This window comes from Pseudomonas parafulva (genome assembly GCF_000800255.1).
GTDB classification, from domain to species: domain Bacteria; phylum Pseudomonadota; class Gammaproteobacteria; order Pseudomonadales; family Pseudomonadaceae; genus Aquipseudomonas; species Aquipseudomonas boreofloridensis.
This window is the reverse complement of sequence record NZ_CP009747.1, coordinates 2,475,470-2,496,062: the sequence shown is the minus strand read 5'-3', so window position 1 is coordinate 2,496,062 and position 20,593 is coordinate 2,475,470. Positions and strand designations below refer to the sequence as shown.

General features: G+C 62.2%; 16 protein-coding genes. 8 read left to right on the top strand and 8 right to left on the bottom strand.

The genetic code is table 11. The features are described from left to right. Window positions 1–51 precede the first annotated feature (51 nt). The 5 genes from NJ69_RS10570 to NJ69_RS10550 all read right to left on the bottom strand — a co-directional run bounded on the left by NJ69_RS10570 (window position 52) and on the right by NJ69_RS10550 (window position 8,396). Entirely contained in the window at window positions 52–2,904 is a 2,853-nt protein-coding gene (locus tag NJ69_RS10570) for an RHS repeat domain-containing protein (protein ID WP_039578804.1), read from the bottom strand. A gap of 111 nt (window positions 2,905–3,015) precedes the next feature. Continuing rightward, entirely contained in the window at window positions 3,016–3,774 is a 759-nt protein-coding gene (gene dsbG, locus NJ69_RS10565; RefSeq protein ID WP_029613041.1) for a thiol:disulfide interchange protein DsbG, read from the bottom strand. A gap of 1 nt (window position 3,775) precedes the next feature. Next, on the bottom strand, window positions 3,776–4,615 hold the full coding sequence (locus NJ69_RS10560) for a TlpA family protein disulfide reductase (RefSeq protein ID WP_039583233.1): 840 nt from the start codon (window positions 4,613–4,615) through the stop codon (window positions 3,776–3,778). Further along, window positions 4,615–6,345 carry a protein-disulfide reductase DsbD gene (gene dsbD / locus NJ69_RS10555; RefSeq protein ID WP_039578802.1) on the bottom strand — a complete coding sequence of 577 codons (1,731 nt, stop codon included), beginning with the start codon at window positions 6,343–6,345 and terminating at the stop codon, window positions 4,615–4,617. The genes NJ69_RS10560 and dsbD overlap by 1 nt, the downstream gene beginning before the upstream one ends. Before the next feature lie 122 nt (window positions 6,346–6,467). Next, window positions 6,468–8,396, bottom strand: a complete 1,929-nt coding sequence (locus tag NJ69_RS10550) for a transglycosylase SLT domain-containing protein (RefSeq protein WP_039578800.1) — start codon at window positions 8,394–8,396, stop codon at window positions 6,468–6,470. A 235-nt stretch (window positions 8,397–8,631) separates the two neighbouring features. On the opposite strand from NJ69_RS10550, the gene NJ69_RS10545 reads away from it, so the two are divergent. Continuing rightward, the gene (locus NJ69_RS10545; protein ID WP_039578798.1) at window positions 8,632–10,563 is read left to right on the top strand and encodes an ATP-binding cassette domain-containing protein; all 1,932 of its coding nucleotides are present in this window, start codon (window positions 8,632–8,634) and stop codon (window positions 10,561–10,563) included. A gap of 57 nt (window positions 10,564–10,620) precedes the next feature. Here NJ69_RS10545 and NJ69_RS10540 read toward each other — a convergent pair whose 3' ends face one another. Further along, the gene (locus NJ69_RS10540; protein WP_029613037.1) at window positions 10,621–11,061 is read right to left on the bottom strand and encodes a universal stress protein; all 441 of its coding nucleotides are present in this window, start codon (window positions 11,059–11,061) and stop codon (window positions 10,621–10,623) included. A gap of 107 nt (window positions 11,062–11,168) precedes the next feature. On the opposite strand from NJ69_RS10540, the gene NJ69_RS10535 reads away from it, so the two are divergent. From NJ69_RS10535 to NJ69_RS10505, 7 genes are all read left to right on the top strand, one after another. After that, window positions 11,169–11,606 (top strand): hypothetical protein, encoded by a 438-nt coding sequence (locus NJ69_RS10535; protein ID WP_039578796.1) that lies wholly within the window; start codon window positions 11,169–11,171, stop codon window positions 11,604–11,606. Between the two features lie 466 nt (window positions 11,607–12,072). After that, the gene (gene fadB / locus NJ69_RS10530; RefSeq protein WP_039578794.1) at window positions 12,073–14,220 is read left to right on the top strand and encodes a fatty acid oxidation complex subunit alpha FadB; all 2,148 of its coding nucleotides are present in this window, start codon (window positions 12,073–12,075) and stop codon (window positions 14,218–14,220) included. A 31-nt stretch (window positions 14,221–14,251) separates the two neighbouring features. Continuing rightward, complete coding sequence (gene fadA, locus NJ69_RS10525) at window positions 14,252–15,427, top strand: acetyl-CoA C-acyltransferase FadA (RefSeq protein ID WP_039578792.1); 1,176 nt, start codon at window positions 14,252–14,254, stop codon at window positions 15,425–15,427. A gap of 77 nt (window positions 15,428–15,504) precedes the next feature. Then, entirely contained in the window at window positions 15,505–15,756 is a 252-nt protein-coding gene (locus NJ69_RS10520) for a DUF1653 domain-containing protein (protein WP_029613035.1), read from the top strand. A 100-nt stretch (window positions 15,757–15,856) separates the two neighbouring features. Further along, window positions 15,857–18,466: a type I DNA topoisomerase gene (topA, locus tag NJ69_RS10515; RefSeq protein WP_039578790.1), complete on the top strand. Its 2,610-nt coding sequence runs from the start codon at window positions 15,857–15,859 to the stop codon at window positions 18,464–18,466. Window positions 18,467–18,587: 121 nt separating this feature from the next. Further along, window positions 18,588–19,109 carry a DUF6586 family protein gene (locus NJ69_RS10510; RefSeq protein ID WP_039578788.1) on the top strand — a complete coding sequence of 174 codons (522 nt, stop codon included), beginning with the start codon at window positions 18,588–18,590 and terminating at the stop codon, window positions 19,107–19,109. Window positions 19,110–19,160: 51 nt separating this feature from the next. Next, window positions 19,161–19,394: a hypothetical protein gene (locus NJ69_RS10505; RefSeq protein WP_029613032.1), complete on the top strand. Its 234-nt coding sequence runs from the start codon at window positions 19,161–19,163 to the stop codon at window positions 19,392–19,394. Between the two features lie 48 nt (window positions 19,395–19,442). On the opposite strand, the gene sulA is transcribed toward NJ69_RS10505, so the two are convergent. Both sulA and lexA read right to left on the bottom strand, forming a co-directional pair. Beyond that, window positions 19,443–19,919 (bottom strand): SOS-induced cell division inhibitor SulA, encoded by a 477-nt coding sequence (sulA, locus tag NJ69_RS10500; protein ID WP_039578785.1) that lies wholly within the window; start codon window positions 19,917–19,919, stop codon window positions 19,443–19,445. A gap of 13 nt (window positions 19,920–19,932) precedes the next feature. After that, window positions 19,933–20,541, bottom strand: coding sequence for a transcriptional repressor LexA (gene lexA / locus NJ69_RS10495; protein WP_039578783.1), 609 nt, complete (start codon window positions 20,539–20,541; stop codon window positions 19,933–19,935). Between the last annotated feature and the right edge of the window lie 52 nt (window positions 20,542–20,593).

The following is a 20,593-nucleotide window of genomic DNA, read 5'->3' as shown; positions in this document are numbered from 1 at the left end:
TAGCGCTCGGGCAGGTTGATCTCGTTCGTGGTGCGCGCTTGGCGCTCGATATCATGACCGCCGAGCGTTGCCTGATCCGTATTTTTGAAAGGGGCGATTAATTGATCGATTGTGTGCGAACTGCCTATGCAACCAGGAGTTTTGTGGCGTGACGTTGGCTTCACCGTCTGGCGAGGGCGGATCGCTCAAATCGATTTCTACGAAATCTGACCCACTGTAACGACGCGTAAAGTTCGTCACGTCCGATGAAGTCCTCCCGTTCAGGGTCGACTGCTCGGAACCCCCAGGGGGGTGGTAAAACGGCTGTTCATCGGTTCTGGCCACACGACTGCTACTCGGCGACGCAGAGCCGTGCAGGTGGCCTGGCTGACTTTCCATCGACTGCCTTAGTGACCCTGATCCGCTCATGGAGACCTCTTGTAGTGGTATCCCCCCGTTGCTGTCCTGCTCAAGTTGCAGGTTCCACTCGGTCGAAGTCGAGTGAATGCTTCCGAGGGGACCAAGTGCGGCGGCCGACGCGTTACTCTCCTGAGTAGAGCCGATAGATTCAGCGAGTGCTATCCCGCCTCTGGAGGTACCTAGAAAGGTATTTAGCCTGGTGAGCCAGACATTAGCCGGGGGTGATCCGTTGCTCGAAGAGGTGACGAAGATGAACAAGCTGAGGGCAATGATGATCGGCCTCATCACGAGCAACACGAAGCGCAGTTTGCCCACCCATCCGTTGAAGTATTGTCTGATCGGTCTTTCAGGGGGCTCGTCTGCCCCCGGCCCGCCCCCTAGCAGGCGTTCTCTGCGATTGAGGCTAGATAGCTCCCAGAGATCAGCGCCTAACAATCCAAACAAGATAATCAGATTTGCTAGATCAAAGACGTAGTCCATCGCGCTGCCAAAGTCGTCAAAGGGCGCCATGCCGGTGACATCCGAGTAGCGCAGCGGATTGCTTCTCGCCATGCGGAACAGATTCACCCCGTCCACCAGGCCGCCCGGATCGGCGCTCAACCATCGACACGAGCCCGGTTGGTAATAGCGCCAGCCGTAGTAGTAAAGCCCACTGGCGTCGAGCTCCTTGCCTGCATGGCGCTGGGTACGCCGCCTCAGTCCATCGACTTCCGCTGCTGGCTCATCCACGCCAGCACTCTCACCGTAGGGCGTGAATTCTTCGCGAGATACGATGTTGCCGGCCTCGTCCGTCTCGCCCATGCTGCTACCCAGATGATCGGTGAAGGCGTAGCGCAGGTAGGTCTTGCCGTGCACCCGATCCTGTATCCAGCGCACCCCGTCGGTTTCGCTGATCAGCACATGGCGTTGCGTCGCGGGCTGGCCATCGCGTGTTCTGATGCGCAACTCGCAGCCGTCGAGGTAAGTGGTCACAGTGATCTGCGCGGCACCGGCCACTTGCACGGTGTTGATCTTGCGCCGTCGGGTGCCTCCATCGGCGTAGCGGTACTGTTCGCGATCATCCATCGCTTCGCGGGCGCGGGTCACCAGCGTGACCTCGGCCAACTGGTTATCGGCGCGCCAGGTCAGCGCCCTGCCATCAGCCATCTGCCTCTGCAAGCCGCCTGCGAAGAAGCCGGTGTCGGGGGTGAGCCCGTGCCCTTCGGGCAGCGCCCGGTTGCTATGCGTCGAGACACGCAACTGGCGGGAGCGCTGGCCGCTGCCGCCGTTGTGATCGAGGGTGGTCAGGTTGTCGCCGTCGTCGTAGACGTAGTGCTCCCGGTAGGGGGTCCAGACGCTGCCACCTTGATGGTCGGCGGCGCCGAAGGCCGGTGACCTGTAACCTGCCACGGGGGTGCGCTCGCGGCCGCTGGCATCGATCAGGCGGTACAAGGTGTCGTAGGCATACTCGCGCAGACCGTCTGTGCGCTGATTGCCATGCCATTGCGGATCAGCGCCCTGATCGTCCAGCTCGAGCAGATTACCGACCGGGTCGTAGCGGTAATGCAAGTCGCTGATCAGCAGATAGCCGAGCGGGTGGTCGGCCGGGCGTGCAGTACGGTGCTGGATCAGGCGGTGGTCCAACGGCGAGTAACGATAGTGATCGACCACGCCGTTGCCTGACTCGTGCCTTACCACCTTGCCGTCCGCCCTGCGCGTAGCGTCGGCCAGTGCCAGAGCTTCCCGATCGCCTTGCCGTAGGCAGGTGCGACAGACAGCGCCGCTGATATCGCGCTCGATAGAGCGTGTCAGGCCGACGGCGTCGGTGCGGTTGAGCAGTTCGCCGGTGGCATCGTAATCGCAGAGGGCGGTATGCACATCGGTCTCGAGATCGTCTTCAGGGCCCTCGGTCCAGTCAGGCTGATCCAGTTGCACCTGCAACAGGCACTGCCGCTGCTCCAGCGGCTGTCCGGTGAGCGCCAGCGCGACAGTACGGGTTAGTCCGGCATCGTCGAAATGCTCCATGACGGCGCCGGCCCTGTTGCGTGCGCGTTGAGCGTCGGTCACCGGTGCATAAATCAAGCGTTCGCGCATGCGCGGCAAGCCCGCCGCCGCTTGCTCGAACAGCGCGTGGCGTCGCGCGCCTTGTTCGGGGCGCTCATAATCGTGCCAGTGACGTGTGCCCTGGGCATTGCAGGTCCACAGCGGGCGCCCGGCACCATCGACGAGCGCTAGCGACGTATCGCCATCGACACTGTGCAGGGCCAGCGGTCGGCCGCCCAGGCCAAAGTAGACGGCGGCGTCGGCCAGCGTGGGCGCTCCCTCCGAGGTGCGCAAGGGCCGTGGTCCGAACTCACGGACCGTGCGGCTGATTTCATCGGTGTGCGTGCGATGGCGCAGGGTCCTGGGCGTGTCAGCGTGCGACTGGCGCAACAAGCGCAGACTCGCCGCCTGCGCACCTGTCGAAGATCTGACGCTGAGCTGCGGCGTGTCGGCATGCAGGCGCGCCGTTTCGCGATCCGACATCAGCTTTTCCTTTATTTACGCCTCAAGGCCCAGCGGTCGCGTGGCCACGACCGTGCAGTGCAGCGAGTCTAGGAAAATGCCTGTGGCCGCGCACCTGGCAAATCTATCAGGTCAACGCTTGCCGAGGATCTTGCCCAGCATTTCCGGGCGCGGAGCGCCTTGTTGACTCTGCAGTTGCCCTTGCTCGTCGCGGTAGAAGATCGCGGGTGTTGCGCCCAGTCCCAGGTCCTCCATTAGCGCCTGATTGGCGGTGAGCTGCGCTTGAACCGACTCAGGAATGCTTTCCAGCGGCTTCAGCGTGCTCGCCTTACCGGCGCTCTCATGCGCCTGCAGGGCCTTGGCCGGGTCCTTGGCGGCCAGCAGTGCGGCGGATTTGCCTGGGCTGTCCGGCCGAATGATGCCGACCATGATATGGCGCAGTTGCACCTTGCCCGAGGCGACCCATGGCCGAGCCTGTTCCCAGAACATGTTGCAGTAGGGGCAGTTCGGGTCGCTGAACAGGTAGACGGTGCGGGGTGCGTCGGCCTTTCCATCGGCGATCCAGGCGGCGTTCTCCAGCTTCGCCCAGATAGCCTTGCTCATCGGGGCGTAGACCAGCTTTTCCAGCGGTTCGGCGCTCAGGTCCTGGCCCTGCTCGTCGAACAGGCTGCCGACCAGCACGTGTTTGCCATCGGGCGTCAGGTACAAGGCGATGCCGTTGTTGTGGTATTCGGCGGCGTAGCCACGCAGGCCGTCGGGCGCATCGAAGCTGCCTTTGATCACCGCACCCTTGGCCTCCATCTGGCGGATGGGCTCGGGCCAGGATTCGGCCTGGGTCAACGGCGCGGCAAACAGGGCCACCATCAAAGTCAGCAAAGCGGTCATTCGCATGTCATTGTCCTCGTGCAGGGGAAGCGTCGGGTTTGGCGGGCCGTTCGAGTGTGGTAAGGCCGTTGAGCAGGCTGGCGCGCGACAATTCGCCCAGATGGCTGCCAGCCAGGCGACCGTGCGCGTCGTAGAACAGGGTAGTGGGCAGGGCCATCGAGCCCACCTGTTGGGCCAGTTGTCCGGCACCATCGAACAACACATGTTGCAGGCTCAGCCCGGTAGTGGCGAGAAAGGTGCTGACGCTCTCGACCGTTTCGCCCTGGTTGACGAACAGGAAGGTCACCTCGGGATGGTCGCTCTGCGCCTGTTGCAGCACCGGCATTTCTCTGCGGCAGGGCGGGCACCACGTGGCCCAGAGGTTGATCACCAGAGGCTTGCCGCGATAGCTGTGCAGCGCCACCGCCTCGCCGCTGGCGTTACGCAGGGCCAGATCCGGCAACTCGGTGCCTTTGCTGTACAGATGGCTGCCCAGACTCGCCAACCCCCAGAACAGCGCGCCGCTGAACAGTGCCCAGCTGAGTGGGCGGCGTAGGGCAGGCCGGCGCAGGCCCTGCCAGAGCGTGGCGGCGACGATTCCGAGCAGCCCGCCCCAGAGCTGAAAGCCGCCATCGCGAATGTCGATGATCTGCAGCGGATCGTCGCGGTACATGGCCCAGTACTGGAGGACGAAGCCAAGGCGGGCGCACAGCACGCCGATCAGGAACACATTGAACAGCGCCGATTCCGGATTCTCCCCGCCCCGGCGCGCCACCGCCCAGCCGACCAGGCAGGCGACACCCAACGCCATGAGCAGCAGCAGGTGATTCAAGGCCATGGTCAGCGGCCCCAGGGTTATCGTCAGCATCATCCTTCACTCCTGATCCTGGCCCAGTTTTGCAGGAACGTGGTGGCATCGACCTCGCCGGTGATACGCCGATGGCGCCGTTCCTCGCCCTCCGGGCCGATCCACACCAGCGTGGGTGGTCCCGGGACCTGGTAGCGCTGCAACAATGCGCGGCTGGCCGGGGTGTCGGCGGTGACATCCAGGCGCAGGATGCGCACATCGTCCAGGCTGGTTTGGACGTCATTGCGAGCGAACACTTGCTTGTCCATCACTTTGCAGGAAGCGCACCAGTCGGCGTAGTAATCGATCAACACCCATTGCTGATTGGCCTTGGCAGCGTCGAGTTCACGCTGCAGCGCTTGAGGGTTGTCCAGCGTGAGGGCTTGCTCCTGATGCGTGTCGGGCGTGGTGCCTGCTGGGGTGCCGACGAAGGGCTGCAAGGGTTGCCACAGGTCGCCACCGCCCGCCGCAGCGCCGACCAGCAGCAACCCTCCCCACAGTCCACCCAGTAATGGCAAGACGCGCAGTGCAGGCAGGCGTTGCAAGCCAGGCCAGGCCGCCCAGGCCAGGGCGATCAACCAGCCCCCGGCCAGCGCCAGCAGCAGCGGGCTGGGGAGCAAGGTGCGTACGGTATACAGGGCCATGGCCAGGAATACGAAGCCGAATACCCCCTTGACCCGATCCATCCAGGCGCCAGGGCGAGGCAGGTAGCGGTTGCCCACCGTTACCAGCAACAGCAGCGGCACGCCCATGCCCAGCCCCAGGCTGAACAGCACCAGTGCGCCGTGCACGACATCGCCGCTCTGCGCGATGTACAGCAGCGCACCGGCCAGCGGAGCCGTCATGCAGGGCCCCAGCAGTAGCCCCGACAGCGCACCGAGCAGCGCCGCTCCGTACAGATTACCGCCCCGCGCCCCGCGCCCGGCGCGGTCGAGACGGTCGCGCAGGGCGGTCGGCAACTGCAACTCGAAGGCACCGAACATCGGCAGGGCGAGGATCACGAACAACCCGGCCAGGCCACCCAGCAGCCAGGGTTGTTGCAGCCAGGCCTGCACACTCGCCCCCAGCAGGGCGGCGATCACGCCCAGCGCGGCGTACACCAGTGCCATGCTCATTACGTAGACCGCAGCCAGCATTGCTCCGCGCCGTGCGCTGGCGCCGTTGCCCATGACCAGTCCGGCCAGGATCGGCAGCATCGGCAGTGAGCAGGGCGTAAAAGCCAGCAGCAAGCCCAGGCCGAAGAAGGCCAGCAGGCTCCAGGCCAGGCTGGCGTCCTGCAGGCCGCTGGCCAACGCCTGGTCGCTGGCCTGGTCGTCGAGGGAGACGGTCGATGGCGACGCAGCCGCCGGATTGCCGAGGTCGATTACCGTGGTCTGGGGTGGGTAGCACAACCCCGCATCGGCGCAGCCTTGCCAACCCAGGCGCAGCGAGCCACTGGCATCGGCAGGCAGCAGCAGTTCCAGCTCGGTGCGATACACCGCGCTGTCACCGAAGAACTCGTCGTGATGATTGAGTGCCTGTGGCAATTGCGGCTGTTGCTCAGGCGTAATGCCGTCGAACTTCAGGCGCTTCTGGTAGAGGTAATAGCCGTCCTTGATCTGGAAATACAGGCGCGTCTGACCGGAGGGTAGACGGTCGTGGGTGAGCACGAAGGCCTGGTCCACCGGCAGGAAGTCCGACTTGAGGGCAAAGGGGTTGGCCTGAAGTGGGCCGGCGAGCAGGAATGTCAGAAGCAGTAGGAGAACACGCATGTCGACGCCTTGGCAGTGCAGTGATTGCACCATGCTGGAGCGAGCTGATTAACCGTGGGTTAACCCAGTCCGACATGAGGCCCTTTCAAAGCCGTGGGAAGGCTCCGAAAGGGCTGTGAGGCTTACATGTCGTCGAAGTAGCGCTCGTGCCAGTCCACCAACGGTTGCGGTACGTTGAGTTTCTGGCCGTAGATGACCGAGTACGACAGGACGTTCTGCACGTACTGACGGGTTTCATCGAATGGAATCGACTCGACCCAGACATCGAAACTCAAGTGCTTGGCGCCTTTGAGCCACTGCCGCACGCGGCCCGGGCCGGCGTTGTAGGCAGCCGATGCCAGCACCCGGTTGCCGTTGAACTGCCCATGTACCTGGCTGAGGTAGGCGGCGCCCAACTGGATATTCTTGTCCGGGTCCAGTACCTGCGCTGGCGAGGCCAGCGGAATGCTGAACTTGCGCGCGGTCTCCTTGGCGGTGCCTGGCATCAACTGCATCAGGCCGCTGGCACCCACGGGCGAGCGGGCGTCGTCCATGAACGCGCTTTCCTGGCGGGTAATGGCGAACACCCAGCTCGAATGCAGGCCGCGGACCTTGGCTTCGCGCACCAGGGTGTCGCGGTGGGCCATGGGGAAGCGAATGTCCAGATCGTCCCAGTACTGGGCCTGGCTGATGGTGCGGATGGCCGGGAAGTACCAGCGCAGATCGTAAGCCAGGCGCGCCTGGGCGACCATCTCGTCGCGGTTGAAGTGACGGCTGACGTGGTACCACTCGCGCCGCCCCTCGACGATCTGCCCGCGCGCATGGAATTCCAGGGCGCGGCGCACGCCGGGCGTGTTGCGCACTTTGTTCAGCAGGGCCTGGCTCAGCACCAGCGGTTTGTTGTTGAGCTGGTAAGGCGTCTGTGCCCGATCGGCAGCCAGGAAGCCATAGAAGTCGCGCTCACGCGACACGTTCTTGTACAGCAGCGGGATCTGCGGGTTGTTCGGTTGTGCCAGTTCCAGGCTGCGCGCCTGCCAGTAGCGCCAGCGGCTGCTACCGGCCAGGTCCTGGGGCAGACGTCGGCTCAGTTCGTAGGCGTCCTCCCAGCGGCCCAAGCGCAGCAGCAGGCGCATGCGCCATTCGCTGACGGTGTTGTCGCGCAGCTCCGGGTCGTAGCGGGTCATCAGGTCGAGTGCGCGCGGGTCGTAGCGGCGGGCGAGGGTGAGACCGATTTCGCGGGCGATGGCGACTTTTTCATCGCGTGAGAAGTGCATGCGCTGGGCGTAGTCGTCGAGCAGCGCCATGGCCTGGTCCGGATCCTGGCGTGCCAGGCGACGCAGGCCCAGGCTGACGACATCGGACATGGCGTCACTGGCCGGCTGGAAGCGGGAAGGTTGCTTGAGCAGTTCCGGTTTCTGCGCCACGTCGATCAGCAACTTTCCCTGTGTGCCGAGCGTGGGCAGGGTCTGTACCAGGTTATTGGCCAGACTGTAGTTGCGTGCTTCGGCCGCCAATTTGGCCCGTTGCCAGCGCCGCGCCTCGGTGAGCTGGCCCTCGGCGGCCCACAGACCGAACAAGGTATCGCAGGTCGCGGGTTGCGACTTGCCGACATTCCACAGCTTCTCGGCCGTGGCGAAACCTTCGGCGCGCTGGCCGCTGGCTAGTTGGTACTGGCCATTGAGGCAGTCCAGTTCGGTGAAATTGAGTTTGGCGTCGTAATAACGGGCGAAGGTTTTCCAGTCGCCGCGTTCGGCCAGCCAGCGCAGCCAGCGCAATTTCATCCAGTTGGCCTGGGGAAGGTCGCCGTGCTTTGCGAGAAAACCCTCGATTTCCTCGTTGCTGGCGGTCTTCAGCCGTGCGGTGAGTTCATCGTAGGCCAGGTAAGGGGTCAGCGGGTAGTCGCTCAGGGCTTGGGCATAGCGCAGGTAAGGCCCCTTGTCGCCCTTGGCGAGTGCGCGTTTGGCCTCGTCGTAGTACTGGCGCTGCTGGGTGATGTCGGTGGCGTGGGCAGCGCTCGCGGTGGCGGCGCTGAGCACCAGGCAGGAAACGAAGTGGAACAGGCGGCTGCGCATGAGACGTCCGGGCAGTTGAACCATGAGAAAGTGACGGCGAAGCCAACACTGGTGAGGTCGTTTGGTTCCTAGCTTAGCCGGTTGCCGGTCGTGGATGAAAGCACTGTGCTTGTATCGAATCGTGAACCTCGACCACGCGTCGCAAAGCCTGCGCTGCGCCAGCACACCGCTGCATGCACCGGCCAAGGCAGGGCAAAAGTCAGGTAGAATGCGCGCCCGGTTTTTGGAGATGATCATGACCCTGCTCAAATTCAGCGATGTGTCCCTCGCGTTCGGTGCCATGCCGCTGCTGGACAAAGTGTCCTGGCAGATCGCCCGTGGCGAGCGGGTGTGCATCATCGGTCGCAATGGCACTGGCAAGTCCAGCATGCTGCGCCTGGTCAAGGGTGAGCAAAAACCCGACGAAGGTGACATCTGGCGTGCCCCCGGGCTGAAAATTGGCGAGCTGCCGCAGGAACTGCCGGTGGCCGACGAGCGCAGCGTGTTCGACGTGGTGGCCGAGGGTCTGGATGGCGTTGGCGCCTTGCTCGCCGAATACCATCACCTGAGCCAGAACATCCAGGGCGACGACGACCTGGACAAGCTGATGCACGTCCAGCACGAGATCGAGGCCCGCGATGGCTGGCGTCTGCAACAGGTCGTGGAAAGCACCCTGAGTCGCCTGCAACTGCCGGCGGACAAGACCCTCGCCGAGTTGTCCGGCGGCTGGCGTCGACGTGTCCTGCTGGCTCAGGCCCTGGTGTCCGAGCCCGATCTGCTGCTGCTCGATGAGCCGACCAACCACCTGGACATCGGCGCCATTGCCTGGCTGGAAGAGGCCCTGAATGGCTTCAACGGTGCCGTGCTGTTCATTACCCACGACCGTTCCTTCCTGCAGAACCTGGCCACCCGCATCCTCGAACTGGACCGTGGCGGTCTGATCGATTGGAACGGCGACTACGCCAGTTTCCTGGTGCACAAAGAGGCGGCGCTGGCCGCAGAGGAGACCGCCAACGCGCTGTTCGACAAGCGTCTGGCCCAGGAAGAGGTCTGGATCCGCCAGGGCATCAAGGCCCGGCGTACCCGCAACGAAGGGCGGGTGCGCGCCCTCAAGGCGCTGCGCGTGGAGCGCGGTGAGCGTCGTGAGCGCCAGGGCCGGGCGAACATCCAGATCGAGGTCGCGGACAAGTCTGGCAAGCAGGTGATGCTGCTGGACAACGTCAGCTTCGCCCATCCCGAAGGCCCCAAGCTGGTCAAGGATTTCTCGATGGTGCTGCAGCGTCAGGACCGCATTGGCCTGCTCGGCGCCAACGGCACTGGCAAGACCACCTTGCTCAAGCTCATGCTCGGCGACCTGGAGCCCACCAGTGGCAAGGTCGAGCGCGGCACCAAGCTGGAGGTCGCCTACTTCGATCAGATGCGTCACCAACTCGACCTCGAGAAGACGGTGATCGATAACCTGGCCGAGGGCCGCGACTTCATCGAAATCGATGGTCAGAACCGGCATGTGCTGAGCTACCTCGGCGACTTCCTGTTCAGCCCGCAGCGTGCGCGCACGCCGGTCAAGGCGTTGTCTGGCGGCGAACGCGCACGGCTGCTGCTGGCCAAGCTGTTCAGCAAACCGGCGAACTTGCTGGTGCTGGACGAGCCGACCAACGACCTGGACGTGGAAACCCTGGAGCTGCTCGAAGAGGTGTTGGCCAACTTCAAGGGCACCGTGCTCATGGTCAGCCACGACCGGGCCTTCCTCGACAATGTGGTGACCAGCACCCTGGTGTTCGAAGGGCAGGGCAAAGTGCGGGAGTATGTCGGGGGCTACGAGGACTGGATTCGTCAGGGCGGCTCGCCCAAGTTGCTGGGGGTGGCCGAGAGCAAGGGCGGCAAGTCCGCGCTCAATAGCGCTGTGGTGGAGAAGGTCGAGGTGGCTGACGTGCCCGAACTTGCTGTCGCCCAAACCGCCGACAGCGGCAAGAAAAAACTCAGCTACAAGCTGCAGCGCGAACTGGAGATGCTGCCTGGGCAGATCGATGCACTGGAGCAGAAGATGGCTGTGCTGCAGGCGCAGGTGGGGGCTTCGGACTTCTATCAGCGGCCGATTGCTGAAACTTCGCAGGTGCTGGCCAAGCTCGAACAGTTGCAGGCTGAGCTTGATGCGCTGGTCGAGCGCTGGGCTGAACTGGAGGGCTGAGCGGACCCTGGCACTGCATTCGCGACCTGAGTCACGAGGGCAGTGCCAGCACGGGCATCAGTCCTTTTTCAGCAGTCGCACGGCCAGCACATCGCACGGTGCGCCGTGCAGGACGTCATTGGCCGTGGAGCCCAGCAGCAGCGCCAGGCCATGACGGCCATGGCTGCCGACCACGATCAGGTCGCAGGCTTCATCGGTGGCCAACTGGTGGATCTCCTGGCGAGGCTGGCCATATTTAAGGTGCGAATCACCGCGATTGATGCCGGGATACTTGGCGTACAACCGGTCCATGCGCTCCTTGGCCTGGTCGAACTGCTGCTGTTGCAGTTGCGACAGGTCCATCGGCACGTCGCCACCGAATGCCATGGCCATGGGCTCTACGATATGCACCAGCGACACCTTGGCGCCGGTCGGTTCGGCGAGCTTCATGGCGCGCTTGATCACCGGGTCGCATTCCTCGGTCAGGTCGACGGCGACCAGAAGATGTTCGTAGGACATGAGCGGGACTCCTGAAAATCGCGATAGTAAAAGTATGGTCGCTTTCTGGCCCGGCGAGATGAAATGACCAAGCCGCGCCTGTGCAACGCATTATGGGGGATACAGATATGACGGTATGGCTGGTGGTGTCAATCCTTGCGCTGATTCTCAGCCCGCTGGCCTGGCTGCGTCCCTCGCGTAAGCAGAGCGAGCAAATGAACCTGCGGCTGGAGGGCCGGCGCATGGGTCTGGCCATGCAGCTCAGCCCGCAGAAATGGCCGCATTGGCTGGAAAACGAGCCGCCCAGTCCATGCCCCCAATACCACCGTGCGCGGCGCAGAGGGCATGAGGATACTTGGTGCTACTGGCAGGTGAGCCCCGGCGTGTGGCTGAACACCTGGCGTGAGCCCTGCGAGGAACCGCGCTTGGCACAATGCTTCGCGCGCTTGCCTGCCACTGTCTATAAGGTGGAGGCTGATAGCCGCATGATCGCGCTGTGCTGGAGTGAGCGTGGCGACACGGCTGTTCTTCAGGACATCGCGCATACCCTGGAAACACTCGCCTGAACCTTTCCCCAGCCCTGGCAGCCACGTCGATCCCGCTGATCCTCAGGGCAAAAAGGCCAGGCTTGCGCCCCGTCAACAGCGAAAGCGCCTGCAACTTCATCGGCGCGTTCATGCTTTCGTCTGAGCTGACTTCTTTTCCGACGCCATTTTCACCGCATCACGCCTGAATCGCTGTGATGAATGGTGAGCAATCAGGCTTATCCTGTTTTTTCAAATCTGTAACAAAATGACTGGAAAGTCGCTTTTTTCGGGGACTTGTGGGTATTTGACAACTTCGGCCTTTTCGGAGAATGTGTGCGGACCCAAATCAAACGGGCGTATGAATTGAGCGTTTGTATGTTCACATCGCTCGTCCAGAATCCCGACCAGCGCGCTGACGGGTGTGCCTGGCAGAAGGTCTTGCAAACGACCCGGCTGCCAGCGTTCGGCGTGTACAGTTCAGCTTCCATATCGTGGAGATCAGTTGATGATTTACGAAGGTAAAGCCATCACGGTTAAGGCTCTTGAAAGCGGCATCGTCGAACTGCGCTTCGACCTCAAGGGTGAGTCCGTCAACAAATTCAATCGCCTGACCCTGAACGAGCTGCGCCAGGCAGTCGATACGATCAAAGCCGATGCGTCCATCAAGGGCGTCATCGTCAGCAGCGGCAAGGACGTGTTCATCGTCGGTGCCGACATCACCGAATTCGTCGATAACTTCAAGCTGCCCGAGGCCGAACTGGTCGCCGGTAATCTGGAAGCCAACCGCATCTTCAGCGACTTCGAAGACCTGCAGGTGCCCACCGTGGCCGCGATCAACGGCATCGCCCTGGGCGGCGGTCTGGAGATGTGCCTGGCCGCCGACTACCGCGTGATGGCCAGCAGCGCCAAGATCGGCCTGCCGGAAGTCAAGCTGGGCATCTACCCAGGCTTTGGCGGCACCGTGCGTCTGCCACGGCTGATCGGCTCGGACAACGCCATCGAGTGGATCGCCTCGGGTAAGGAAAACGGCGCCGAAGACGCCCTGAAAGTGGGCGCCGTCGATGCCGTGGTCGCGCCTGAACTGTTGCAGGCCGGTGCCCTGGACCTGATCAAGCGCGCCATCAGTGGCGAGCTGGACTACAAGGCCAAGCGCCAGCCAAAGCTTGAGAAGCTCAAGCTCAACGCCATCGAGCAGATGATGGCCTTCGAGACGGCCAAAGGCTTTGTCGCCGGCCAGGCTGGGCCGAACTATCCAGCGCCGGTCGAGGCCATCAAGAGTATCCAGAAAGCTGCCAACTTCGGCCGTGACAAGGCCCTGGAGGTTGAAGCCGCCGGTTTTGCCAAGTTGGCCAAGACCTCGGTGGCCGAGAGTCTGATCGGGCTGTTCCTCAACGATCAGGAACTCAAGCGCAAGGCCAAGGCCCACGACGAGATCGCCCACGATGTGAAGCAGGCGGCCGTGCTCGGCGCCGGCATCATGGGTGGCGGCATCGCCTACCAGTCGGCGGTCAAAGGTACGCCGATCCTGATGAAGGATATCCGCGAGGAAGCGATCCAGTTGGGCTTGAGCGAAGCCTCCAAGCTGCTCGGCAACCGCGTCGAGAAAGGTCGTCTGACCTCGGCGAAGATGGCCGAGGCGCTCAACGCCATCCGCCCGACCCTGTCCTACGGCGACTTCGCCAACGTCGACATCGTCGTCGAGGCCGTGGTCGAAAACCCGAAGGTCAAGCAGGCGGTACTGGCCGAGGTGGAAGGGCAGGTCAAAGACGATGCCATTCTGGCCTCCAATACCTCGACCATTTCCATCAACCTGCTGGCCAAGGCGCTCAAACGCCCGGAAAACTTCGTCGGCATGCACTTCTTCAACCCGGTGCACATGATGCCGCTGGTCGAAGTCATCCGCGGCGAAAAGTCCAGTGACGTGGCGGTCGCCACCACCGTGGCCTACGCCAAGAAGATGGGCAAGAACCCGATCGTGGTCAACGACTGCCCGGGCTTCCTGGTCAACCGCGTGTTGTTCCCTTACTTCGGCGGCTTCGCCAAGCTGGTCAGCGCAGGCGTGGACTTCGTGCGCATCGACAAGGTCATGGAGAAGTTCGGCTGGCCCATGGGCCCGGCCTACTTGATGGATGTGGTCGGCATCGACACCGGCCACCACGGCCGCGATGTGATGGCCGAGGGCTTCCCCGACCGCATGAAAGACGAGCGTCGCTCCGCCGTCGATGCCCTGTACGAGGCCAATCGTCTGGGCCAGAAGAACGGCAAGGGCTTCTACGCCTACGAAACCGACAAGCGCGGCAAACCGAAGAAGGTCGCCGATGCGTCGGTCCTGGAAGTGCTCAAGCCCGTGATCTACGAGCAGCGTGAAGTCAGCGACGAAGACATCATCAACTGGATGATGGTGCCGCTGTGCCTGGAGACCGTGCGCTGCCTGGAAGACGGCATCGTCGAGACGGCTGCCGAAGCGGACATGGGCCTGGTCTACGGCATTGGCTTCCCTCCCTTCCGTGGCGGCGCGCTGCGCTACATCGACTCGATCGGTGTGGCCGAGTTCGTTGCCTTGGCCGACCAGTATGCCGATCTGGGTCCGCTGTACCACCCGACTGCGAAGCTGCGTGAAATGGCCAAGAACGGTCAGCGTTTCTTCAACTGAACGGCCACTGAGCTAGAGCGAGAATATTGATATGAGCCTCAATCCAAGAGACGTGGTGATTGTCGACTTCGGTCGCACGCCCATGGGTCGTTCCAAGGGTGGCATGCACCGCAACACTCGCGCCGAAGACATGTCGGCGCACTTGATCAGCAAGCTGCTGGAGCGCAACGACAAGGTCGATCCGAAGGAAGTCGAGGATGTGATCTGGGGATGCGTCAACCAGACCCTGGAGCAAGGCTGGAACATCGCGCGCATGGCCTCGCTGATGACCCCGATTCCGCATACCAGCGCTGCGCAGACCGTCAGCCGACTGTGCGGTTCGTCGATGAGCGCGTTGCACACTGCCGCCCAGGCGATCATGACCGGGAACGGTGATGTATTCGTGGTCGGCGGTGTCGAGCACATGGGGCACGTCAGCATGATGCACGGGGTCGATCCTAACCCGCATCTGTCACTGCATGCGGCCAAGGCCTCCGGCATGATGGGCCTGACTGCCGAAATGCTCGGCAAGATGCACGGCATTACTCGCGAGCAGCAAGACCTGTTCGCGCTGCGCTCGCATCAGTTGGCTCACAAGGCTACGGTCGAGGGCAAGTTCAAGGACGAAATCATCCCGATGCAGGGGTACGACGAGAACGGTTTCCTCAAAGTCTTCGATTACGACGAGACCATTCGTCCGGAAACCACCCTCGAAGGTCTGGCGGCGCTCAAGCCTGCGTTCAACCCCAAAGGCGGTACAGTGACCGCTGGCACGTCGTCGCAGATCACCGATGGTGCTTCGTGCATGATCGTCATGTCCGGCCAGCGCGCCATGGACCTTGGCATCCAGCCGTTGGCGGTCATCCGCTCGATGGCCGTGGCCGGTGTCGACCCTGCGATCATGGGTTACGGTCCGGTGCCATCGACCCAGAAAGCCCTCAAGCGCGCGGGCCTGAGCATCGGCGACATCGACTTCTTCGAGCTCAACGAAGCCTTCGCCGCACAGGCACTGCCAGTGCTCAAGGATCTGAAAGTGCTCGACAAGATGGATGAGAAGGTTAACCTGCACGGCGGCGCCATTGCCTTGGGCCATCCGTTCGGTTGCTCCGGTGCACGGATTTCCGGCACCCTGCTCAACGTCATGAAGCAGAATGGCGGCACGCTGGGCGTGGCCACCATGTGCGTCGGCCTGGGTCAGGGCATCACCACTGTCTTCGAACGCGTCTGATCGCGTCGCAGGACAGCAGCCGGGGCCCTGTGCCCCGGTTTTGTTTTTTACAGAGTTTGTGCGCGAGAGGACGTGACATGCAGATACAGCCAGGTGTGTACCGGCATTACAAAGGGCCTGAGTACCGTGTCTTCAGTGTCGCGCGGCATTCCGAGAGCGAAGAGTGGATGGTCTTCTACCAATGCCTGTATGGTGATTACAGCTTTTGGGTGCGGCCTCTCTCGATGTTTCAGGAGTCGGTCGAGGTTGACGGCGAGCAGGTGCCGCGCTTTGCTCTGCTCAGGGCTGAAGACGGGCTCTTGGCACGGGGTGCAAAGGCCGTCGAGTGATCGACCGCGCTTGACCTCACTCCTACGCCACTATATATAGCGGTGCCGCGTGCGGCACCTGACGCGTTTTTCATCTTCAGATTCAGGAATACTCCGATCCATGGGCAAATCGCTGGTCATTGTGGAATCCCCGGCCAAGGCCAAGACCATCAACAAGTACCTGGGCAACCAGTACGTGGTGAAGTCGAGTATCGGCCATATCCGAGACCTTCCCACCAGCGGTTCGGCCAGTACGGCCAAGGAGCCGGCTGCCAAGCGCGGCAAGACCGCTGCTCAGGCGTCGACCCTGACGCCGAAGGAGAAGGCTCGCCGGCAACTGGTGGCGCGCATGGGTGTCGATCCGGAGGCGGGCTGGAAAGCCCAGTACGAGATCCTTCCCGGCAAGGAAAAGGTGATCGACGAACTGCGCCGCCTGGCCAAGGATGCCGACACCATCTATCTCGCAACCGACTTGGACCGCGAAGGGGAGGCCATTGCCTGGCACCTGCGCGAAGCCATCGGTGGTGATGACAGCCGCTACAAGCGCGTGGTGTTCAACGAAATCACCAAGAAGGCCATCCAGGAAGCGTTCTCACAACCGGGCGAACTCGACATCGACCGTGTCAATGCCCAGCAGGCGCGTCGCTTCCTCGATCGCGTGGTCGGCTACATGGTGTCGCCGTTGCTGTGGTCGAAAATCGCCCGCGGCCTTTCTGCCGGTCGTGTGCAGTCGGTGGCCGTGAAGCTGGTGGTCGAGCGTGAACGCGAGATTCGGGCCTTCAATCCCGAGGAATACTGGGAAATCCACGCCGATCTCGGTACCGCGAAAAACGCCAAGGTGCGCTTCGAGGTCGCCCGTGAACGCGGCGAGGCCTTCAAGCCGCTGAATCAAGCCCAGGCCATGGCCGCGCTGGAGAAGCTCAAGGCTTCCAGCTACAGCGTGATCAAGCGTGAAGACCGTCCGACCAGCAGCAAGCCCTCGGCGCCGTTCATCACCTCCACGCTGCAGCAGGCTGCCAGCAACCGCCTCGGCTTTGGGGTGAAGAAGACCATGATGATGGCCCAGCGTCTTTACGAAGCGGGCTACATCACTTACATGCGAACCGACTCCACCAACCTCTCCACCGATGCGGTGGAGATGGCGCGCAGCTACATCGAGAGCGAGTTCGGCAAGCAGTACCTGCCAGCGGCGCCGATCGTGTATGGCAGCAAGGAAGGTGCCCAGGAGGCGCACGAAGCCATCCGGCCTTCCGACGTCACGACCCATCCCACCAAGCTCAGTGGCATGGAGCGCGATGCCGAGCGCCTGTACGAGCTGATCTGGCGCCAGTTCCTGGCTTGCCAGATGCCGCCTGCGCAGTACCTGTCCACCAGCGTCACCGTTGCTGCCGGTGAGTTCGAGCTGCGCGCCAAGGGTCGCATCCTCAAGTTCGATGGTTACACCCGTGTGCAGCCCCAGCAGACCAAGCCGGGCGAAGACGATGTGTTGCCGGACATGGCCCAGGGCGAGTCGCTGGCGTTGCTTCAGCTCGATCCCAGCCAGCATTTCACCAAGCCGCCTGCGCGCTTCACCGAAGCGAGCCTGGTCAAGGAAATGGAAAAGCGCGGTATCGGTCGCCCTTCGACCTATGCAGCCATCATTTCCACCATTCAGGATCGCGGCTACGTGACGTTGCACAACCGCCGCTTCTACTCCGAGAAGATGGGCGACATCGTCACCGAGCGCCTGTCCGAGAGCTTCTCCAATCTGATGGACTATGGCTTCACCGCCGGCATGGAGGAGAACCTCGATGACGTCGCCCACGGCGAGCGTGACTGGAAGAACGTGCTTGATGAGTTCTATGGCGACTTCAGCACGAAACTGCTGACGGCCGAATCCAGCGAGAATGGCATGCGGGCCAATCAGCCGACCCTCACCAACATTCCGTGCAAGGAATGCGGGCGGCCGATGATGATTCGCACCGCCTCCACTGGCGTTTTCCTGGGCTGCTCGGGCTACAGCCTGCCGCCGAAAGAGCGCTGCAAGGCGACCGTCAACCTGGTTCCAGGTGATGAGATTGCCGCAGACGACGAGGGTGAATCCGAATCCTTGGTGCTGCGCGGCAAGCATCGCTGCCCGATCTGTTCGACGGCGATGGATGCTTACTTGCTGGACGAGAAGCACAAACTGCATATCTGCGGCAACAACCCAGACTGCCCGGGCTACGAAATCGAAGAGGGCAGCTACCGGATCAAGGGCTACGAAGGCCCAAGCCTGGAATGCGACAAGTGCGGCAGCGAGATGCAGCTCAAGACCGGCCGCTTCGGCAAGTTCTTCGGCTGTACCAATCCGGCCTGCAAGAACACCCGTAAGCTGCTCAAGAATGGCGAGGCCGCGCCACCGAAGATGGACAAGGTGGACATGCCTGAGTTGCGCTGCGAGAAGGTCGATGACACCTATGTGTTGCGCGACGGCGCCTCCGGGTTGTTCCTGGCTGCTAGCCAGTTCCCGAAGAACCGCGAAACCCGCGCGCCCTTGGTCCTGGAAATCGTGCCGCACAAGCATGAGATCGACCCCAAGTATCATTTCTTGTGCGAAGCGCCGCAAAAAGACCCGGACGGCCGCCCGGCAGTGATCCGCTACAGCCGCAAGACCAAGGAGCAGTACGTTCAATCCGAAGTCGACGGCAAGCCGACCGGTTGGAAAGCGTTCTACGACGGCAAGGCGTGGAAGGTCGAAGACAAGCGCTGACGCTTCGATGACAGGGAGGGGCCGCTTGTGTGCCTGTCACGGATGACGTGATGAGCGCGCTCGCGGCCCCGATCATTTATGATGCAAGCCCATTGCCTTGCAGTCAGGGAGGTCATTGAACATGGCCCAGGAACTCTACACGCGCACCAATCAAAAGCTGTTCTTCGCGGGGCTTGCCCTGGAATCCATGGCCAAGGCTGAGCAGAGCGGCGCGATGAACGCTCAGGGGCTGATCCAGGCAGAGCGTGAGTCTGCGCTCTTTCATTTGTATGGCGCGCTTTTAGGGCTGTGCCACGAAATCGCCGGATTCTACCGCCTGCCTCAGGCCGCAGCACCGCGTGCCGAACTGTTGCTGACCGATGAAACGCTGAGCGCTGTGGCCATCCCGGAAATGGCCGAGATGCTGGAACTGGCACGCCAGCCACAGACGTGGTTAGCCCAATTGCTTAGAGCTTATGCCGATTTGTTCCAACCACCGGTCGAGAGGAAAATCGCCAAGACCGACGTGACTCAGCCTTTGATTCAGGCGGTCAATCTCGACGATTGTGAGGAAGTCGCGGTTTCGCGCGTTGAGTTGGAACGATGGCGTCAGGCGTTGAAAGGGCTTGCAAGACGTTTCCGCGACGCGTTGAGTGAGTGCTGACAGACTGCGTGGCTGGTACACTACTCGCCTTTCGTGAACAGCAGGCCCCTTATGTCAACGTCCTTTCTAGAAATTGTCGAATTGCCTGATGGTCGCATTGAGCTGCGTCGTGCCGAGGACGAAGGTTCGTTGGTCACTCTGGATTTTTCCGAGGATGCCAAGGTGTTCTTGCAGGGGCAGCACGTTGAAGTGGCCAAGGCGATGCTCAGCGTGGGCGTGCAGATGGCTGGTAAATTGATTGAGGGTGAGTTCGAACGCGATGAAGGGCCGCGCGTTCTCCACTGAACCTTGACTCAGGCGTCATCAAAATCTCACACAGTCAAAGCCTGAACATTAGCCGAGGCGGATGTTCAGGCTTTGTGCGTTTCCACAGGTGGCTGCGTGAATGAGCTGCTGGCGGTTGCCGGCATTGATGTTGCCAAGCCAACTGACCACGGTATGGCTGTGACCCAGGCGCAAGGCCTCACAGGCTAATTGCAGTGCGCTTTGGCTGTTGCCAGGTTGCAGCAGCAGGATCCGCTCCCGGTTTAGCCCAGCATGGCGTAGCCAGGCCTGAGTCAAGCTGGAGGGCGGCGCGATCAGTGTGAGCCAACGCGCATCATCCACATCGCTCAGTTCGCGAAGGATAGGAGCCAGCAGGCTGTGACAATGCCCTGGGGCGCCGCGCAGTGACAGTTCGCTGAACAGCTCGGGCCGGTTCGCCATGTGCGGCAGTTCGCGGCTCTTCAGGCCAGGCAGCACGGGCTGTGCGAGGAAGGCTTCGAACAAGGGCAATTGTGCGGGCTGCGTTGAGTGGGCGGACTGCTGCATGACGCCTCCAGGATCAGCGGCGTATGACGCCGACGCTCAAGCCCTCGATCACCAGTTCCTGATCGTTCAGGTTCACTTCGATCGGGGCAAATTCAGGGTTTTCGGCGATGAGCCAGACCTTGCTGCCTTCGCGCTTGAAGCGCTTCACGGTGACTTCGTCTCCGATGCGGGCAACGACGATCTGGCCGTTGCGTGCTTCGCGGCAGGTATGCACCGCGAGCAGGTCACCGTCGATGATGCCGATGTCCTTCATGCTCATGCCGTGGACGCGCAGCAGGTAGTCGGCGCGGGGATGGAAAAAGGCCGGGTTGATGTTGCAAGATTCTTCGATGTGCTGCTCAGCCAGGATCGGTGCGCCGGCGGCGACGCGGCCGATGATCGGCAAGGCACTGTCTTGCGGCTTGCTTTCAACGCCTGGGATGCGAATGCCGCGGGAAGCCCCCGGGGTCATTTCGATTGCACCTTTGCGCGCCAGCGCCTTGAGATGCTCCTCGGCGGCATTGGGGGACTTGAAACCCAGTTCCTGAGCGATTTCCGCGCGGGTGGGGGGGAATCCATTGTCTTCGAGGCAACGTTTGATGAAAGCCAGGATCTCGGCTTGGCGTGGCGTGAGTTTCAGCATGGCGAGTGGCTCTGTCTTTTTATACAGTGACTGGGATTATATACAGTAGATG

Excerpts from the sequence above, each read along its gene's own strand:
- NJ69_RS10520 (WP_029613035.1), top strand. The coding sequence starts at position 15,505 with ATGCAGATACAGCCAGGTGTGTACCGGCATTACAAAGGGCCTGAGTAC.
- NJ69_RS10560 (WP_039583233.1), bottom strand. The coding sequence starts at position 4,615 with ATGCTGACGATAACCCTGGGGCCGCTGACCATGGCCTTGAATCACCTG.
- dsbG (WP_029613041.1), bottom strand. The coding sequence starts at position 3,774 with ATGCGAATGACCGCTTTGCTGACTTTGATGGTGGCCCTGTTTGCCGCG.
- NJ69_RS10540 (WP_029613037.1), bottom strand. The coding sequence starts at position 11,061 with ATGTCCTACGAACATCTTCTGGTCGCCGTCGACCTGACCGAGGAATGC.
- NJ69_RS10550 (WP_039578800.1), bottom strand. The coding sequence starts at position 8,396 with ATGCGCAGCCGCCTGTTCCACTTCGTTTCCTGCCTGGTGCTCAGCGCC.
- fadA (WP_039578792.1), top strand. The coding sequence starts at position 14,252 with ATGAGCCTCAATCCAAGAGACGTGGTGATTGTCGACTTCGGTCGCACG.
- NJ69_RS10535 (WP_039578796.1), top strand. The coding sequence starts at position 11,169 with ATGACGGTATGGCTGGTGGTGTCAATCCTTGCGCTGATTCTCAGCCCG.
- topA (WP_039578790.1), top strand. The coding sequence starts at position 15,857 with ATGGGCAAATCGCTGGTCATTGTGGAATCCCCGGCCAAGGCCAAGACC.
- NJ69_RS10510 (WP_039578788.1), top strand. The coding sequence starts at position 18,588 with ATGGCCCAGGAACTCTACACGCGCACCAATCAAAAGCTGTTCTTCGCG.
- fadB (WP_039578794.1), top strand. The coding sequence starts at position 12,073 with ATGATTTACGAAGGTAAAGCCATCACGGTTAAGGCTCTTGAAAGCGGC.
- NJ69_RS10505 (WP_029613032.1), top strand. The coding sequence starts at position 19,161 with ATGTCAACGTCCTTTCTAGAAATTGTCGAATTGCCTGATGGTCGCATT.
- sulA (WP_039578785.1), bottom strand. The coding sequence starts at position 19,919 with ATGCAGCAGTCCGCCCACTCAACGCAGCCCGCACAATTGCCCTTGTTC.
- dsbD (WP_039578802.1), bottom strand. The coding sequence starts at position 6,345 with ATGCGTGTTCTCCTACTGCTTCTGACATTCCTGCTCGCCGGCCCACTT.
- NJ69_RS10545 (WP_039578798.1), top strand. The coding sequence starts at position 8,632 with ATGACCCTGCTCAAATTCAGCGATGTGTCCCTCGCGTTCGGTGCCATG.
- lexA (WP_039578783.1), bottom strand. The coding sequence starts at position 20,541 with ATGCTGAAACTCACGCCACGCCAAGCCGAGATCCTGGCTTTCATCAAA.
- NJ69_RS10570 (WP_039578804.1), bottom strand. The coding sequence starts at position 2,904 with ATGTCGGATCGCGAAACGGCGCGCCTGCATGCCGACACGCCGCAGCTC.